Origin of the sequence: Streptomyces oceani, assembly GCF_001751245.1 — a bacterium.
In the GTDB taxonomy this organism is placed as follows: domain Bacteria; phylum Actinomycetota; class Actinomycetes; order Streptomycetales; family Streptomycetaceae; genus Streptomyces; species Streptomyces oceani.
This window is the reverse complement of sequence record NZ_LJGU01000151.1, coordinates 25185-41423: the sequence shown is the minus strand read 5'-3', so window position 1 is coordinate 41423 and position 16239 is coordinate 25185. Positions and strand designations below refer to the sequence as shown.

Annotated in this window: 6 protein-coding genes (1 of these 6 cut by a window edge); 4 read left to right on the top strand and 2 right to left on the bottom strand. The window is 69.9% G+C overall.

Translation table 11 applies throughout. The annotated features are described in order from the left end of the window. Nucleotides 1-305 precede the first annotated feature (305 nt). From AN216_RS23405 to rfbB, 3 genes are all read left to right on the top strand, one after another. Entirely contained in the window at nucleotides 306-1124 is an 819-nt protein-coding gene (locus tag AN216_RS23405) for an SDR family NAD(P)-dependent oxidoreductase (RefSeq protein WP_070198705.1), read from the top strand. A gap of 196 nt (nucleotides 1125-1320) precedes the next feature. Further along, a complete protein-coding gene (locus tag AN216_RS23400; RefSeq protein WP_070198752.1) occupies nucleotides 1321-2388 on the top strand; it encodes a glucose-1-phosphate thymidylyltransferase in 1068 nt (355 codons plus the stop codon). Next, complete coding sequence (rfbB, locus tag AN216_RS23395; protein ID WP_070198704.1) at nucleotides 2385-3392, top strand: dTDP-glucose 4,6-dehydratase; 1008 nt, start codon at nucleotides 2385-2387, stop codon at nucleotides 3390-3392. Before AN216_RS23400 ends, rfbB begins: the two co-directional genes overlap by 4 nt. Nucleotides 3393-3636: 244 nt before the next feature. Here the strand turns inward: rfbB and AN216_RS23390 are convergent, their stop codons facing one another. Next, complete coding sequence (locus AN216_RS23390; protein WP_244502621.1) at nucleotides 3637-5706, bottom strand: 3-hydroxyacyl-CoA dehydrogenase NAD-binding domain-containing protein; 2070 nt, start codon at nucleotides 5704-5706, stop codon at nucleotides 3637-3639. Nucleotides 5707-6179: 473 nt separating this feature from the next. After that, the gene (locus AN216_RS23385) at nucleotides 6180-7370 is read right to left on the bottom strand and encodes a cytochrome P450 (protein ID WP_070198703.1); all 1191 of its coding nucleotides are present in this window, start codon (nucleotides 7368-7370) and stop codon (nucleotides 6180-6182) included. 793 nt (nucleotides 7371-8163) lie between these two features. On the opposite strand from AN216_RS23385, the gene AN216_RS28400 reads away from it, so the two are divergent. Then, nucleotides 8164-16239, top strand: partial view of an SDR family NAD(P)-dependent oxidoreductase gene (locus tag AN216_RS28400; RefSeq protein WP_070198702.1) — the start only. The gene runs 19746 nt beyond the window's last position; the window shows 8076 of its 27822 coding nt (coding positions 1-8076); its start codon is at nucleotides 8164-8166; its stop codon lies beyond the right edge, outside the window.

Below are 16239 nucleotides of genomic sequence, written 5' to 3'. Positions count from 1 at the left end.
CTCCGCGGCCCCCGCGTCAGCAACGTGGACGTCGACCTCGCCGCCGAAACGGTGACCATTCGCGGTGCTTCTCTTCGGTGACGTCTGTGGTGCCGGGCAGGTCTGTGGTGCAGGGGCAGGGGAGTACCCTCGGCCGTCCGCGGGCCGACCTCACGTGTCCGACCAGCGTGCTGATCCTGCCAGCTGGCCCAACTCCTTGGTACGGGCTCGGGCGTTGGTCTAGCGTCTGTGCCGAGCCGGGTTGCTCCGTCCGGTCGTGGCGGGGCGGGGTTCCGGTGTCGTTCTGGAGTGAAGGAGTGAATTCCGTGGCGGGTGGCAGGTGTTGGTTCATCACGGGCGGCTCTCGTGGCCTGGGCCGTGCGCTGGTTGAGGCCGCGTTGTCCAACGGAGACCGGGTGGTCGCGGTCGCTCGGGACGTTGAGCCACTCGCCGGGCTGGCTGACGAGTATCCGGACGATCTCGTACGGCTTCCTCTGGACGTGTCCGATCGCCGAGCGGTGTTCGCGGGAGTCGAGCAAGCACTCGCGACGCTCGGGCAGTTGGACGTCGTGGTCAACAACGCCGGCGGCCTGCTGTACGGCATGCTGGAGGAAGCCACGGAGGAGCAGATCAGGGCCCATCTCGACGTCAACTTCCTCGGTGCGGTGTGGGTGACCCAGGCCGTGCTCCCGCATCTCCGTGCGCAGGGCTTCGGACACCTGCTTCAGGTCACGTCGATGACCGTGGGTGGTATGGCGTCCGTCGGGCTGTACGGGGCGGGGAAGGCGGCGCTCGACTCCGTCAGCGAGGCGGTGGCGATGGAGGCCGAGCCGTTCGGGGTGAAGGTCACCGTGCTGCAGATGGGCGGCTATGACACGGGTCTGTTCACCGCGGGCGTCACGATGACCGAGCCCGACCCGGCGTACGAGGCGTTGCGTGCCCGGATGGCCGAGATGTGGGGCGACGAGGTGGCCCCGGACCCCAGCACCGTGCCTCCCGTCCTCATGAAGCTGGTTGAGCTGGCGGACCCGCCGCGCCGCCTGATCGTGGGCGACCGGTCGTACGACCAGGTCCAGGAGATGCACAAGGCCCGTGCCGAGCAGTACGAGGCGTGGGAGGCCCTCAGCCGGATGGCGCCGGGCTGAGGTTGAGCGAGCAGCGACCCGGGCCCGGGCGTGAGCACGGGTGGGTCACTGGCTGACGTTGTCCGTCACTGGCCTGACGCGGCGTCCGGTCGGCTGACACCGAGTCGGTCGGACGGGCCCGGGCGCGCGCATGCCCCGGGCCCGTCTCCAGGGGCTGATCGCCCCGCCCGGTCCGCAACACCTAGACTGCGCCGGCATGAAGGCTCTCGTACTGTCCGGTGGGGCTGGGACCCGCCTGCGGCCTATCACCCACACTTGTGCCAAGCAGCTCGTCCTCGTGGCGAACAAGCCCGTCCTCTTCTACGGACTGGAGGCCATCGCGGAGGCAGGCATCACCGACGTCGGCATCGTCGTCGGCGACACGGCCTCCGAGATCGAACGGGCGGTCGGTGACGGCTCCGCCTTCGGTCTCGACATCACCTACATCCGGCAGTCGGCGCCCCTCGGCCTCGCCCACGCCGTCCTGATCGCCAGGGAGTTCCTTGGTGACGAGGACTTCGTCATGTACCTCGGGGACAACTTCATCGTCGGCGGCATCGCGGATCTCGTGGACGAGTTCCGGAGCAGCCGTCCGGACGCGCAGATCCTGCTCACCAAGGTGCCCGACCCCAGCGCCTTCGGCGTCGCCGAACTCGACGTCTCGGGCAAGGTGGTGAACCTGGAGGAGAAGCCGGCCGTCCCGCGCAGTGATCTGGCGCTGGTCGGCGCGTTCCTTCTGACTCCGGCCGTGCACGAGGCCGTGCGCGGGATCGAACCGTCCGCGCGCGGCGAGTTGGAGATCACGGACGCCCTGCAGTGGCTCATCGACCACCGGTGTGACGTCCGGTCCACGACCATCTCCGGTTACTGGAAGGACACCGGGAACGTCATCGACATGCTCGAGGTCAACCGGGCCGTACTGGAACGGGTCGGGGGCCGTGTCGACGGCTGGGTCGACGCGGACAGCGAGATCATCGGCCAGGTCACGATCGAAGCCGGCGCCGAGATCCGGGGCTCGCGGATCGTGGGACCGGCCGTGATCGGCGCGAACACGCTGGTCGTCGATTCCTACGTCGGCCCCTCCACCTCGATAGCCCCGGACTGTCGGATCGAGTCCAGCGAGATAGAGTTCTCCATCATCCTGGCGGAGTGCACGGTCCGGGGGGTCCGCCGGATCGAGGGCTCGTTGATCGGGCAGAAGGCGGAAGTCACCCCCGCCACCGGCGTACGGGCGGCCCATCGGCTGGTTCTCGGCGACCACAGCAAGGTGCGTATCTCGTCGTGAACACCAACAGGATTCTTGTCACCGGTGGTGCCGGCTTCATCGGCTCGCACTACGTCCGCACCCTGCTCGGCCCGGACGGGCCCGACGGAGCGCGGGTCACCGTGCTCGACAAGCTGACCTACGCGGGCAACCCGGCCAATCTCGACCCGGTGCGCGCACACCCCGGTTTCTCCCTCGTCAAGGGTGACGTCTGCGACGCCGAGGTCGTGGATCAACTGGTCGCCGAGCACGACCAGATCGTGCACTTCGCCGCGGAGTCACACGTGGACCGGTCGATACGGGGCGCCGCCGAGTTCGTACGGACGAACGTCAGCGGGACGCAGGTCCTGCTCGACGCGGCTCTGCGCCACCACGGCGACGGCCGGGGCGTCTTCGTCCACATCTCCACGGACGAGGTGTACGGCTCCATACCGCACGGCTCCTGGCCGGAGTCCCACCCGCTGTCGCCCAACTCGCCCTACGCGGCCTCGAAGGCGTCCGCCGACCTCGTCGCCCTCGCCTACCACCGCACCCACGGTCTCGACGTACGGGTGACCCGCTGTTCCAACAACTACGGCCATCACCACTTCCCCGAGAAGCTGATCCCGCTGTTCATCACCCGGCTGATGCAGGGACGGACGGTCCCGCTGTACGGCGACGGGCTCAACGTCCGCGACTGGCTGCACATCGACGATCACGTCCAGGGCATCGAGCTGGTCCGCGCGAAGGGCCGTCCGGGCGAGGTCTACAACATCGGCGGCGGCACCGAACTCACCAACAAGGAACTGACCTCGCTGCTGCTGGAGGCGTGCGAGGCGGACTGGGACTCGGTGGAGTACGTCACTGACCGCCAGGGCCACGACCGTCGTTACTCGGTCGACTGCACCAAGATCACCCTGGAGCTGGGCTACCGGCCGCGTAAGGACTTCGTCACCGGCCTCGCCGAGACCGTCGACTGGTACCGCGAGAACCAGGACTGGTGGAAGCCGCTGCAACAGCGTGCCGAGCTGGGAGCGGTCGGGTGACCCGGCGCCCCGTGGTGCCGGCCTCGCGGAGGGGCCGGGCGGCCGTGACCGGCTGCCTCGGCCTCGTCGACCGGTGATGAGCTCGGACGGACTCCCGGCACCTCGTACGTCATGGTCAACCGGCCGCTCCGGAGCCGGGCGGTCACCTGCCCGCGGAGCGGCCGCGGAGCCGGCGGGCGCCCGGCGGACGGCGCGGGCGTGCTAGGGGAGCCAGCAGCGGCCCACGCCGCCGACCGGAACGGGACTAGTTCGCGGGAACGTTGGCGACGCCCTGCGGCAGGAACCTCCTGCCGGTCACCCGCTCCGACACGCCGGCCCGGTCGAGGTACGGTGTGATCCCGCCGAGCCAGAACGGCCAGCCGACGCCCAGAATCAGGCAGCGGTCGACGTCCTGCGGCTCGGCCACCACGCCCTCGTCCAGCAGCCGCCGGATCTCGTCGGCGAGAGCGGCCGTCGCCCGGTCCAGTACGTCCGCTGAGGTGGAGGGCGACGAGTCCGTCCGCCACAGTGCCGCGACCTCGGGGTCGAGGGTCTTGTTGCCCTCGGCGTCGCGGAGCCACACGGAGGTCCTGTCCGCCTCGACGAGTCGTTGGAGGTTGGCGCTCACGGCGAACCGGTCGGGGAAGCACCCGTGCAGCGACTCGGTGACGCGCAGCGCCACCGGGGGGCCGATGAGCTGCAGCAGGTCCAGCGGGGACATCGACAGGCCCAGCGAGTCCAGCGCGTGGTCCGCCACCTCGAACGGCGTGCCCTCGTCCAGGGTCGCCACGACCTCCCCCAGGAAGCGGGCCAGCACCCGGTGGAGCACGGAGGCGGGCGCGCCGGAGACCCGTACACAGGACTTCCCCAGGCCGTCGCCCAACGCCTCAGCCGTGGCCACCGTGGCGTCGTCGGTCCGGTCCGCCCGGATGACCTCCAGCAGCGGCAGCTCCGCGATGGGGTTGGCGGAGTGGAAGCCCACGAGCCGCTCCGGGTGCCGCAGTTCGCCGGCGATCTCCGTGACCGACAGGGCGGAGGTGGTGGTCGCCAGCACGCATTCGGCCGACACGTGTTCCTCCACCTCCGCGAGAACCCGCTGCTTCACCGAGAGGTCCTCGTCCACGGTTTCGATGACGAAGTCCGCGTCGCGGATCCCCTCGTCGTCCGGTGAGCCGGAGACCAGTGACCGGACGCGGTCGGCCTCGTCCCGGGAGATCCGCTCATCGTCGAGTAGCGTCTCGACCTCTTCTCGTACGCGGCCCACGGCCTCGTCCAGGCGTGCCTGGTCGGGGTCGGTGAGCACGACCGGGATGTCCAGCTGGCGTACGGCCAACAGGGCCAGCTGGGACGCCTCGTGGCCCGCACCGACGATCCCGAGCCTCTTCACCGGACGCGCCGGGGCGCCGTCGGGCGCGTCCTGGCTCAGGACGCCGTGGAACTGCACCAGGGTCATCGCGTAGAGGCTGGCGCGCAGTTCGTCGCTCAGCAGCACGTCCGCCATGGCCTCGGACTCGGCCGGGTAGCCGCGGTCCAGGTCGTTGTGTCGGGCGAAGTCCAGCAGTTCCACGGCCCGCGCCGGCCCCGGCGAGGCGCCGTGGGTCCTGGCTTCGACGATCCCGCGCGCCCGTACGATCGCCGCGTCCCAGGCGGCGCCGCGGTCCATCTCGGGACGGGGCACCTCTATCGCGCCGTCGACCACGCCGGCGATCCAGCGCAGTGACTGGTCGAGGTAGTCGGCGGGGTCCAACAGGACGTCAGCGATTCCCAGTTCGAGGGCCTCCGGTGGTTGGAGTAGCTTGTTGTTCAGGGCGTTCTCGATGATCACGGTGACCGCGTGGTCCGCGCCGACGAGATTCGGCAGCAGCTGCGTGCCTCCCCACCCCTGGAAGAGTCCCAGGCCGCACTCCGGGAAGCCGATCGCGGGGACGTCCGAGGCGACCGCTCGGTAGTGGCAGGCCAGCGCGAGCTCCAGGCCGCCGCCGATAGCGACTCCGTTGACGAGCGCGAACGTGGGAATCGCGGAGTCGGTGAAGCGGCGAAACGCGTCGTGGCCGCGCTTGCCGATGGTCAGCGTGGTGTCCCGGTCCATTCCGATCGCGGCCAGGTCGGCACCGACGGAGAAGGAGGAGGGCTTGCCGGTCACCGCGATCGCTGCCGGGCCGGTCGCCAGTGCCGCGTCGAACGCCGCGTCGAGGCTGCTGAGACCCTCGCGGCCGAAGGTGTTGGGCTTGGTGGGGTCGAGCCCGTTGTCCAGGGTGATGAGCGCGACCGGCTTCGTCAGCTCGGGCACTTCGACCACCCGGGTGGTCGCGTGGGTCACGACTTCGTCTTTCACTTGCCCCTCCAGTGTGGATTCTTCACGTTCACGACGCCCTCGGGCGGTCAGCCAGCGAGTGACTGGCAGCTCGTATCCCGCTCGCGGGTCCGTGGGTCGGTGACGTAGCGCGTACGGCACCGCACGAACCGGCTCGGGGCGCGAGTGGGCAGCGCGGCGGTACGTCCGATGCTCGATGTCGGTCGCTTTGATCCGCTTCAGCGGACACGGCTCGACGACGACGGTGAGCCCTTCGCCTCTCTCCCCCCGCGGCGGAAGCGGAGCGCTACCGCAATCTATCCCGAGTGTCCGGGGGCACGCGGCACAACCGAGCGATCACGGAACGGGCCGACGCCCAGTGCGTGGGGCGCGGCGTTGGACGGCCACACGGGCAACTCGACACCGCCTGCGCGACCTTGTCACGGCCGGGTTCGTCCCGCTCTGGGACGTACCGCCGCCGGGCCGCTGGCGAAACGCCGCGCCGCCCGCCTGGTTCACCATGCGACCGGGAGGGAGACCGGCCCCTGGATCGTGTCCCCCGACGAGAACGTCAACTGGTCGACCGGGGTGGCCAGGTGCAGGTCAGGGAGGCGGGTGAACAGGGTTCGCAGCGCGACCTCCATCTCGACCCGCCCGAGGTTGTGCCCGAGGCAGAGGTGGATGCCGTAGCCGAAGGTGACGTGCTGACGCGCTGAGCGGGTCAGGTCCAGTTCGTCGGGATCCGGGTACACGGCGGGGTCCCGGTTGATCAGGGAGGTGGCGAAGAGCACCGCTTCGTCGGGGCGGATGACCACCTCGCCTATCTCGATCTCCTCGGTGGCCACCCGGGCCAGACCCTCCACGATGGCCAGGAACCGCAGGAGTTCGTCCACCGCGCCCGGGTACAGCGACTCGTCCGCCCGCAGCGCGGCGAACTGCTCCGGGTGCTCCAGCAACGTCAGAGTGCCCAGCGTGATCATGTTGGCGGTCGACTCGTGTCCCGCGATGAGCATGAAGATAGCCAGGCTCACCAGTTCCTGGCGTTCCAGTTCACCGGCTCGCAGGTGTTCGACCAGGGTGTCCAACAGGTCGTCACCCGGCTCCTGTTCCTTACGGGCGACGAGCTCGCCCATGTAGGTCATGAGCTGGACGGCGGCGGCCGCGGACTCCTCGCCCGTAGTGGCCCGCAGCAGCAGCGAGGACTGCTTCTCGAAGAAGGCGTGGTCGGAGTAGGGCACGCCGAGGAGCGCGCAGATCACGTTCGACGACAGCGGAAGCGCGAAGTCAGTGGCCAGATCGGCGGTCCGACCCTTCTCGATCATGTCGTCCAGCAGCTCGTCCACGACCTGCTGGATGCGTGGGCGCAGCTCGGCGACGCGCTTGTTGGTGAACCTGGGGAGCAGCATACGGCGCTGGGCGTGGTGCTTCGTGCCGTCCGTGCCCAGCAACGGGGTGCTGCGCTGCTCGAGTGGGATGGCCTCGAAGCGCTCCGAGGTCACCGGGAAGGCGGGGTTCTCCCGGACCGACGACAGGCGCTCGTCGGTCAGTAGCTGCCGCGCTTCGGCGTGGCCCGTCACGATCCACACCTCGCGACCGTCGTAGAGCTTGGCGCGGGTGATCGGCCCGGCCTCCGCCAACGGCCGGTGCCCGGTGGGCGGGTGGTAAGGGCAGGAACGGTCCTGTGGAAAGGAAACGGCTTCGGTCACGGCTGAACCCCTCAGGCTGATCTCGGTCCCCGGCAGCGACTGTGCTTGGGGCGCTCGTATGGTCCCGATGTGTCCTTGACCGGTCAACGTCGGTCGGTCGTATGCGGGTTACCGCGACGCTGGGCCACCAGGTACGTCGGGGTACGCAAGCTCCATCCCCGTTGGTCCCGGATCTCGTCTCGTACCGCAGGCGGAGGGGCCGGTTCCGGATGTTGTTGCGTTGTCAACTACTTCTCCCGTAGCGGGTACTTTCCTAAGTGGGGCTCGTCATCTGTGTCAAGATTAGTCGGACCTTGAAGTGTCGACGCCATCGGGTATCGTTCCACCACCAGGGGAGCAAACCGGGGTCAGCAGTACCGGAGTTCGGGGGATGATGAAGGCAAGTTCGTGGACGGCGGGTGCGGTTCGTCGTACGTCGTCAAAGGTCCGCGGATCCACGTGCAGACGCTTCTCCACGGAGGGAAGCGGGGGAGGCACGACCACCTCCCGGCTCATCGGGTCGACCACACCGCGTCCGGCGAAACCCTGACCTCGCCGACCATTTGTTCAACGGGGAATTACTTGTGTGTTATGACCGGCGCTCAGCCGCTCTCTGGCGTCAACCGGAATACGGCACGGCTTCGAGAGAAAGCGTGTTGTCAGCCTGATTCGAAGGATTCCGGTGGGTGATGACGCCCGTGTGGCACGTGCTCTTCTCATGACGCTGAAGTGCTGAAGTCCTTTCCTGATTCGCCGCACCCCGGGGCGCGGCCTGTTTCGATCGGGATGTCGGGGATTGAAAGAGGATCTTTCCGTGCAGAGCAACGACGACGACATCGCTATCACCGGCATGGCGTGTCGATTTCCCGGCGCCGAGGACTATCGGCAGTTCTGGGTCACTGTGGAGCGCGGGGACTCGCATGTCGACGAGGTGCCTGACAGCCGCTGGGACTGGCGGGCGTACGCGGACCCCGACGGCGCGGGAACCAGCAGGTGGGGGGCGTTCCTGCCGGACGTGGCGGCCTTCGACGCCGCGTTCTTCCGGGTGTCCCCGCTGGAGGCGGAGAGCATGGACCCGCAGCAGCGGATCATGCTGCAGCTCGTCTGGTCCTGCTTCGAGGACGCCGCGGTGCCGCCCGGTGAGCTGACGGGAAGCGACGTCGGGGTGTTTCTGGGCGCCTTCAACCTGGACTACAAGACGTTGCAGGAAACGGGGGCGCGAGAGCCCGCGGCCCACCACGCCACGGGGACGGCGGGCGCCGTCATCGCCAACCGCGTATCCCACTTCTTCGACCTGACCGGCCCGAGCGTGACGGTCGACACGGCATCCTCCGCATCACTCGACGCCGTGCACCTGGCGGTGCAGTCCCTGCGTCAGAAGGAGTGCGGCGTCGCCATCGCGGGTGGCATCAGCTTGGTGCTGACCCCCGCGCGCAACGTCTCCTTCTCCAAGGTCGGAATGCTGTCCCCGACCGGCTCGTGCAAGACGTTCGACGAACGCGCGGACGGTTATGTGCGCGGAGAGGGCGGCGGCCTGGTGCTGCTCAAACCGCTCGCGGACGCGGTGCGGGACGGCGACAGCATCCACGGGGTGATCAAGGGCAGCGCCGTCAGCCACGCCGGGAGGACCCGTAGTCTCACGTATCCCAGTTCCGAGGCACAGGCCAGCGTCATCTCGAAGGCGCTCGCCCAGGCGCGTGTCCCGCCGGAGACCGTGAACTACGTCGAGGCACACGGCACCGGTACGCCGACCGGCGATCCCGTCGAGGTTCGCGGACTGGTGGAGGGGTTCCGGAACGCCCGTGGCGACGACGCGGCTTCCGGGCCGCACAACTACTGCGGTCTCGGCTCGGTCAAACCGAACATCGGTCATCTCGAACCCGCCGCGGGAATCGCGGGCCTCGTCAAGGTGCTGCTGTCGATGGCGCACGAGAAGCTGCCCGGCCTGCCCGACTTCACGAAGCTGAATCCGGCCATCACGCTGGACGAGACGCCCTTCTACGTCGTGGACTCCCCGCGGGAGTGGGCCTCGCCGCGCTCGGAGACGGGCGAGCCGTTGCCGCGTCGTGCCGGGGTCAGCTCGTTCGGCTTCGGCGGGACGAACGCGCACGTGGTCCTGGAGCAGGCACCGCCCAGGGAGCCGACCGCGCCGGAGACCCGCCCCGCCTACCTCGTCTGTCTGTCCGGCAGGACCGAAACGGCCCTGCGGCGCCGAATCCACGATCTGGCGGACTGGTTGGAGCACGAGGGGGCCGACGCCGACCTGACGGACCTCAGTGCCACGCTCCTGCTGGGGCGGGAACACCTCGACGTCCGGGCGGCGTTCGTCGTACGGAGCACCGCGCAGCTGCGCGCGAGGCTGGAACACCTGATACGCAGGGGCCACGCCGCCGAGTGTTGCCACAACCTCGGAGAGGACAGGGGGACGCCCGGGAAGACAGTCTGGCCGGAACCCCCCGACCCGCACCTCGGTGCGGAGGCCCCCGCCGCCGAGTACACCCAGCACCTCCTCGCCCTGGCCGAGTCCTTCGCCGCCGGTGGCGAGCCACACGGGAGGGATCTCCTCGCGGCGGTACGGACCAGGAAACTGCGGTTGCCGACATACCCGTTCGACGAACAGCGGTTCTGGATCGCCACCGACACGGCGCCCGGCTCCCCGACCGAGCGGGCCACTACGGAGCCTGCCCCCGCGGCACCGATCCCCGCGGAACCGACCTCCTCGGAGCGGAACGGCCCACCGGACGTCGCGGATCTGCTGCGCGCCGACCTCAGGCGACTGGCCTGCGACGTCGTCAAGTTGGCGGCGAGCGAGGTCCACCCGGACGACAGGCTCTCCGACCTCGGCTTCGACTCGGTCGGCAACACCCGGCTGGCCGCCGACCTGAGCGAGTACTACGGGATCGCCCTCACCCCGTCGGACCTCTACACGCACTTCACGCTCGGCATGCTCGAGGACCATCTGACCCGGGATCACGGTGCCGCCGTGACACGGACGTACGTGGGTACCGCCGACGCGTACGGGTCGCCCTCGCGGCGGACCACCACCCCGCCACCGAGTCCGGCGGCTGGTACCTCGCCGGCGGTCGTCTCCGACCGGGACGACATCGCCATCATCGGGCTGAGCGGACGCTTCCCGGGGGCGCGGAGCGCCGACGATCTCTGGGAGATCCTCGAGAGCGGCCGGGACGTGGTGGAACTCCTGCCGGCCGAGCGACGGGAGGACTGGGCCGGGGCGCCCGGTGATCCCGTGCCCAGGGGCGGATGGCTGCCCGGACCGGCCGAGTTCGACCCGCTGTTCTTCGAGATCGCGCCCAGCGAGGCCGAGTCCATGGACCCGCGGCAGCGACTGTTGCTGCAGGAGTCATGGCGGGCGCTGGAGGACGCGGGCTACGGCCCCCGAAGGCTGCGCGACAGCACGATGGGCATGTTCGTCGGCACCGAACAGGGCGACTACCAACGGGTCGCCGGCCGCGAGGAAACCCTCACCTCGGCCCACGACGGCGTTCTGGCGTCGCGCCTCGGGTACTTCCTGAACTTCTCGGGCCCCGTCCTGTCGCTCAACACGGCGTGCTCGGCGGGCCTGGCCGCCGTACACCAGGCCAGCGTGAGCCTGCGTACCGGCGAGTGCGACACCGCGCTCGCCGCGGGTGCCAACATTCTCGCGACCTCGCGGTTCTTCCAGCACGCCAGCCAGGCCGGCATGCTGTCCGAGGACGGCGTCTGCCGCCCCTTCGGCAAGGACGCCAACGGGATGGTGGTGGGTGAGGCGGTCGCCGTCGTGGTGCTGAAGCGCCTCTCGAAGGCGCTGGCGGACGGGGACCGGGTCCACGCCGTCATCAAGGGCAGCGGCATCAACTACGACGGCCGTACGAACGGCATCACCGCGCCCAGCCAACCGGCGCAGACCTCTCTGCTGCGTTCCGTCCACGAACGGTTCGGCATCAATCCGGGCGAGATCGACCACGTCGTGGCGCACGGCACCGGCACCCGGCTCGGTGACCCCATCGAGGTGAACGCCCTCGCCGCCGCCTTCGGTCCGTACACCGACAAGAAGCAGTACTGCGCGCTGACCTCGACCAAGAGCAACCTCGGTCACACTCTGGCCGCGTCCGGGTTGGTGAGCCTGATCGGACTGGTGCAGTCGCTGCGGCACGAAACCCTGCCGGCCAGCCTGCACTGCGAGCAGGACAGTGACTACATCGACTGGGCGCGGAGTCCCTTCTACGTCAACAAGGAGTCCCGCCCCTGGCGCAGCACGCCCGACAGGAAGCGGCTGGGGGCGGTCAGTTCGTTCGGCATCAGCGGGACGAACGCCCACGTCGTCGTCGAAGGCCATGACGCGCTCGGCACCGCGGACCCAGGTGACGCTTCGGCGTCCCGACTCCTCGTGCTCTCGGCCAAGACGGATGAGGCTTTGACCGCCCGGGTCGCCGACCTGTTGGAGTTCCTGGAGGACACCGACCGGGACCAGCCGGGCCTCGACCGGATCAGCGCCACACTGCTGCTCGGCAGGCACCACTTCGCGCACCGCCTCGCACTGCTCGCGGCGACGCCCGAGGAGGCCGCGCGACAGCTCCGCCTACTACTCGAAGGCGGGGAGGCGCCCCAGGCATTCCAAGGGGTTCGGCCACGCGACTTCGTACCGCAGACGGCACTCGTCGAGTACGGCGACGAGTTGACCGCGCGTGCGGACGGCTCGACCGCCGACCGGCGAAAGCACCAGGACGCCCTGCGCGCGCTCGCCGACCTGTACCGCCAGGGCTACGACCTGGACTGGGAGGGCCTGTTCGGCGAACGGGTACCGCCGGTCACGTCGCTGCCGACCTATCCCTTCGCCCGTGAGGAGTACTGGATAGGCGAGCCACCCGAGCCCGCGGTGACGCTCTCCCCGACCGAGGTTCAGGGGACCGGGGGCCTGCACCTCTACGTCCCGCGCTGGGTCACGGAGCGCCCCGCCGCGGAGCCGGACGCCGAAGCAGTTGCCGGGACGACCCTGCTCGTCCTCGACGAGGACCCGACACGTGTCGCGCTCTTCCGTCGGCACCACGCGAGCACCGTGATCCAGGTGCGGGCCGGCGCGGGCTTCGAGGAGTACGCCGCTGGCCACTACGTCGTCAACCGGCGTGCGGAAGCCGACTTCGACCGGCTGTTGACCGCGGTTGACCCGCTGGGGCGGACGCCGCTCGTCATCGCCAACCTCTGGCCCCTGATGTCGGACGGGACGGACCGCACGCTCGAGTTGGAGAGTCTGCTCCACCTCTTCCGGGCGGCGCACCGCACCGGGCCCGAGCGCGAACTCCAGCACCTGTCCGTCGTACCGGGGGAACGGGAGGTCGCGGGAGCGACGGCGAAGTCGCTCTCGGGATTCGCGCGGGCGATGGTTCCGGTGAACCACCTGATCCGGATGAACACCCTCCAGTTCGGCGGGATGCCGAATGCCGAGTCCGTGGTGCTCGGCGTGCTGGACGAACTCCGTGTCGGGGCGGGGACCCTCGCCCGCGGCGGGCAGGAGATCCGACGTGCCGACGGCGTTCGTTCGACGAGGGTGCCGCAACGGTGGACCAGCGGGGTGGACCCCGTGGCATCCGGTCTGCCGTTGAAGGAGAACGGCGTCTACCTCATCAGCGGGGGCGCCGGCGAACTCGGCGGACACCTCGGCAGATACCTCGCCGAGCAGTGTCGGGCCAGGCTCGTCCTGCTCGGCCGCAGGGAACCGGACGCCGAGCTGGGGGAGCGGATCGCGTCGCTGGAGACGGCGGGCGCCCAGGTCGCGTACCTGCGCTGCGACGTCTCCGACCGCGGCGCGGTGCGCCGCGCGCTGGACGCGGCCCGAGCACGGTTCGGCGGCCTGGACGGCGTCTTCCACAGCGCGGGCGTCCTGGGGGGCGTCGACGCCCTGTCCGCGACGCCGGCCGACTTCGACGCGGTCCTGGCACCCAAACTGCACGGGACACTCCACCTGGACGAGTTGACGTGCGAGGAGCCGCTGGACTTCTTCGTGCTGTTCTCGTCGATCGCCGCTCACGTCGGTGACTTCGGGCAGGGCAGCTACGCGGCTGCCAACCGCTTTCTCGACGCCTACGCCCAGCACCGGGAGGCACTGCGGGCGGACGGGCTGCGCCGGGGCCGGAGCATCGCGGTGGACTGGCCGTACTGGGACGAGGGCGGGATGCTCGGGGAGATCGAGCGGGACGCCACGTCCAAGGCCCTCTACTTCGACCACTCGGGCCTGCGCGGGCTCGGGACGGCCGAGGGCATCCGGACGCTCATGGCGATCCTGGCCTCGGACGAGACACAGGTCGTGGTGGCGAAGGGGGAGCGCGGGAAGATCGAGCGGGTCCTGCGCGTCGCGGAACGCGACCGTACGGAAGCGTCCGTCGCGGCACGCGACAGCGAGCCCCGTCCGGAACCGCTGGCCGGGACCGGCGAACGATCCGCAGCGGAGGCTCCCGCCCTGTCCGCCCGGACGGCCGACTACCTCAGGGACAAGATCTCCCGGGTCTTCCGGATCAGTGCCGACCGCCTCGACGACGCCGCCGAACTCGGCGAGTACGGCATCGAGTCGATCCAGATCATGGAGCTGCTGCGGCTGTTGGGCAAGGACTTCGAGTCCCTGCCCGCCACGCTGTTCTTCGAGTACCGCACCATTCGCGAGCTGGCCGGGTACTTCGTCCGGGAACACGCGGAGCGGATGGCGACGCTGCTCGACACCGGCCGGCCCGCCACCCCGGCGGTTCCCGCCGCGCACGCGGCCCGTACCGGCCGGAGCCGGGTGACCGCCCGGGTCGAGGCGCTGAGCGCGGCGGAGCGGTCCCGGGACGAGCGGTCCCGGGACGTGGCCATCATCGGGATCAGTGGCCGCTACCCGCACGCCGACGACCCGGACCAGCTCTGGGACGTGCTGCGCGGCGGCGAGGACTGCATCGAGGAGGTCCCCCCGCACAGGTGGGACAAGGACGCGTACTACGACCCCGAGACCAAGCCCGGCAAGACCACCAGCAAGTGGGGCGGCTTCATCGACGGGGCGGAGCACTTCGACGCCATGTTCTTCAGCGTCCCCCCGAAGCGTGCCGCCGCGACCGACCCACAGACCCGACTCGTGCTACAGGCCGCCTGGGCCGCGATGGAGGACGCCGGCTACACGCGGCGGGGCCTGAACCCGGACGGCGCCGGGAAGGTCGGCGTGTACCTGGGCATGACGTGGAACGAGTACCAGCTGTACAGCGGTCAGGACGTGTCCGACCGGGCGGAAGCCGCCAACCTCGTCTCCTACTTCCTCGACCTGCACGGGTCGAGCCTCACCGTCGACACGGCCTGCGCGTCGTCGCTGTACGCCGTCGCCATGGCCTGCGAGAGCCTCAGGCGAGGCGACACGTCGATGGCCTTCGCGGCCGGCGTGAACCTGTCGCTTCACCCGAACAAGTACGTGGCGCTCAGCCAGCTGAAGTTCCTCGCCGAGGACGGGCGTTGCCGTCCGTTCGGGGAAGGCGGCACCGGCTACGTACCGGGGGAGGGCGTCGGCTGCGTCCTGTTGAAGCCCCTGGACCAGGCCGTCGAGGACGGGGACCACGTCCACGCGGTGATCCGGGGCGTGGCGACACGGCACGGCGGGAAGACCAACGGCAGCACCGTGCCCAACCCCTCGGCGCAGGGTGACGTGGTGGTGGACGCGCTGCGGGACGCGGGGATCTCCGCCGAGGACGTCAGCTGCGTCGAGGCGCACGGTACCGGTACGTCCCTGGGCGACCCGATCGAGGTCACCGGCCTGACCCGAGCGTTCCGCGAGTACACCGACAGGTCAGGGTTCTGCTCGATCGGGTCGATCAAGTCGAACATCGGTCACCTGGAGGCCGCGGCGGGTATAGCCGGCATCACCAAGGTGGTCCTACAGCTGCGGCACAAGAAGCTGGTGCCCTCGCTGCACTCGCGGCGGCTGAATCCGCACATCGACTTCTCCGACTCCCCGGTCCGGGTGCAGCAGGAGTTGGAGGAGTGGAAGCGGCCCACCCGGACCGTCGCCGGAGCGACGACGGAGGTCCCGCGCATCGCCGGCGTCTCCTCGTTCGGTGCCCACGGCGCCATCGCCCACGTGCTCATCGAGGAGCCCACCGAGCCGGAGGAGCGGCCGGCACCGGTGCCGGCGCCGGAACTGGTGCTGTTGTCGGCGAAGAACGCCGAGCGTCTGCGGGAGCGGGTGCGCGCACTGGTGCGCTGGCTCCCCGAGGAGGGCCGGTCCGCCCGGTTGGACGACATCGCGTACACGTCGCAGGTCGGTCGGGAGGCGATGGAGGAACGGCTCGCCCTGCTCGTCGAGAGCCGGGAGGAACTGCGGCAGAAGCTGCGGGCGTTCCTCGACGGCGTCGGGGACGTGGACGGCGTCCGCCACGGGCGGTCGCGCCAGAGCCTGGAAGCGCTCGCGGACTTCGAGGCCGACGAGCAGCGGCAGCGGACGGTGCGGTACCGGCTCGAGAACGCCGCGTACGAGGAACTGGTGGACCTCTGGCTGGAGGGCCTGAGCGTGGACTGGCGGCTGCTCGCCCGCGCGACGACGCCGCGCCGAGTTCCGCTGCCCACCTACCCCTTCGCTCCCGAGCGCCACTGGGTCGCCGCCCCGCCCGATCCCGAGGCGGCCGGTCGGGAGGGCGTCGCCCGTGCGCACCCCCTGGTGCACACGAACACCTCCACCCTGGAGGCTCAGCGCTTCGACTCGGTCTTCTCCGGTGCCGAGTTCTTCCTGCGGGACCACGTCGTCCAGGGGGACCGTGTGCTTCCTGGGGTGGCGTACCTGGAGATGGCGCGGGCGGCGGTGTCGGCGTCGGTCGAGAGCGCTCCGGGCGCGCTGACCCTGCGCAACGTGGTGTGGGCACGGCCGGTCACGGTGGGGGAACGG

Coding starts and splice junctions, on each gene's coding strand:
- AN216_RS23400 (WP_070198752.1), top strand. CDS start 1,321: ATGAAGGCTCTCGTACTGTCCGGTGGGGCTGGGACCCGCCTGCGGCCT.